2 protein-coding genes are annotated in these 2084 nt (G+C 71.5%); both read right to left on the reverse strand.

Annotation, left to right across the window (positions count from 1 at the left end; all coding sequences use genetic code 11):
* Positions 1-97: 97 nt before the first annotated feature.
* The gene (locus tag CCL05_RS41135; RefSeq protein ID WP_167409718.1) at positions 98-1132 is read right to left on the reverse strand and encodes a LacI family DNA-binding transcriptional regulator; all 1035 of its coding nucleotides are present in this window, start codon (positions 1130-1132) and stop codon (positions 98-100) included.
* 201 nt (positions 1133-1333) lie between these two features.
* Positions 1334-1540 carry a DUF5999 family protein gene (locus CCL05_RS41140; RefSeq protein ID WP_086565677.1) on the reverse strand — a complete coding sequence of 69 codons (207 nt, stop codon included), beginning with the start codon at positions 1538-1540 and terminating at the stop codon, positions 1334-1336.
* Positions 1541-2084: the final 544 nt, after the last annotated feature.

Here is a 2084-nt window from a genome sequence, read left to right on the forward strand (position 1 = left end):
CACGGTCCGGCTGGCGCCCCGGTGTACGGGTCGGGTCGGGGCGCCAGCCGGACCGTGCCGGGGGGCTTGTCGGCTTCCGCCCAGTCGGGCCGGTTCGTCACGTGCGCCCCGTCGGAGGTGCCGTGCTGGCCCGCACCACCAGGTTCGTTCCCAGTTCGACCCGAGGGGAGCTCGGGTGTTCGTCGTGGGTCAGGTGGAGCACCGTGCGTACGGCCAGTTTGCCCATGTCGGCCAGGGGCTGGCGGACCGTGGTCAGGGGTGGGGCCGACCAGCGGACTTCCGGAAGGTCGTCGAAACCGACCACGCTCATGTCCTGCGGCACCCGCATTCCGCGTCGGCGCAGTGCCTCGATCGCGCCGAGCGCCATCTGGTCGCTGGCCGCGAACACGGCGGTCGGCGGCTCGGGCAGGCCGAGCAGGGTGTCGCAGGCGGTGAAGCCGGACTCGGGGCGGAAGTCGCCGGGGACGACGAGGGACTCGTCCATCGCGATGCCGGCGCGTTCGAGAGCCGCGCGGTAGCCGTCCAGCCGGGCCCGTGAGCACAGCAGCCGCGGCGGCCCCGCGATCAGGCCGATCCGGCGGTGCCCCAGGGACAGCAGGTGTTCCGTGGCCGCCATGCCGCCCGACCAGTTGGCGGCACCGATGGTGGGGGCCTCCAGGGCGGGCGAGCCCGCCGGGTCGACGACGACCAGCGGGACGCCGAGAATGCGCAGTTCCTCGTGGAGCGTCGGCTCCAGGGCCGAGGTGACGAGGATGACGCCGTCCGAGGCCCGGGCCCGGAGGTTGCGCATCCACTCGCGGGCGTCACCCGAACGTCCGTGGATGGCCGACACCACCGTGCCGACCCCGGCGGCGTGCGCGACTTCCTCGACCCCGCGGATGATCTCGACGGCCCAGGGGCTGTCGAGGTTGTTGAAGACCAGGTCGAGCAGGCCGGCCCGGGTGCCCGGGGCCGCGGGGCGCTTGCGGTAGCCGTGCCGGCGCAGCAGGTCCTCGACGCGGGCGCGGGTCTGCGGCGACACGTCGGACCGGCCGTTGACGACGCGGGACACGGTCGGTACGGACACCCCGGCCTGCCGGGCGATCTCCGTGATCGTGACCTTGCCCCCGGCCTCGGCCTCATGTGCTGCCACTTGCCCCACCTCCGTCGACGGGTCGCCCCCGAAACTTCCAGGAGTCTTCCGGAAAACGGGCATCCGTGGGAAGGCGTACCGTCCCGTTCGTGGCGGTGACGGTGAGTGACGGCACCCGGACACGCGTCGGGGCCGGTTCGCAGGGTGTCCTGCGGCCGGCCCCTCATGTCTGCGGGCGGGAGGTCACGCCGCCCGGCGGCCTCAGGCGGCCGTCATCACCTGGCTGGAGGCCAGCGGACGGTGCGGGTCGATGACCCGGCCGTCCGGCAGGAGCTCGCCGGTGTCCTCGAAGAGCAGCACACCGTTGCACAGCAGGCTCCAACCCTGCTCCGGGTGGTGCGCCACGAGACGGGCGGATTCCCGGTCGGCGGATTCGGCTGACGGGCACGGAGTCTGGTGCTGGCACATGGGTGGGATCTCTCGATGTGTCGTGGTGGATGGGATGGCTGAGTCGGTTGTCGTGTCTGTTCCGCGGCTCGAAGTGTCGTTCATGGCCGCCCCCCGTTGTGATAAGTCGTCGGAACCCAGTGTTGCCCTACGGGCGTCGATCCGCAGGGATTTCGCGGCACGGCTTCTCACAGGTTCATGACGCATCACCCGCGCGGACGGTTCACCCCAACTGGACTGTCACTTCGGATGGTTCGCACTGGCCGAATGGGGCTAGTCAGGTCGGGCAGGTGATCCATTCCGGCTCGTACGAGCTATTGAGTGCTCGTACGAGCGAATAAGGGGGACGGAACGAAAAAGCGCGACCCCGCCGCCGGGAATTCGACGACGGGGCGCGGAGACCTTCGGAACGCGGACGGCTTCGGGGCGCGGCGCTTCAGGCGGGTGAGCCGAGGAGCCGCGTGGGAGCCACCCGGTGGGTCAGCACGGGGAGCAGTTCGGCGACGCGGTGCGGGCGATGGGCCGCGATGCCGGGAGGTGCGGGGGCCAGGGGGACGAGCAGGTC

The organism is Streptomyces africanus (genome assembly GCF_002150735.1).
Taxonomy (GTDB): domain Bacteria; phylum Actinomycetota; class Actinomycetes; order Streptomycetales; family Streptomycetaceae; genus Streptomyces; species Streptomyces africanus.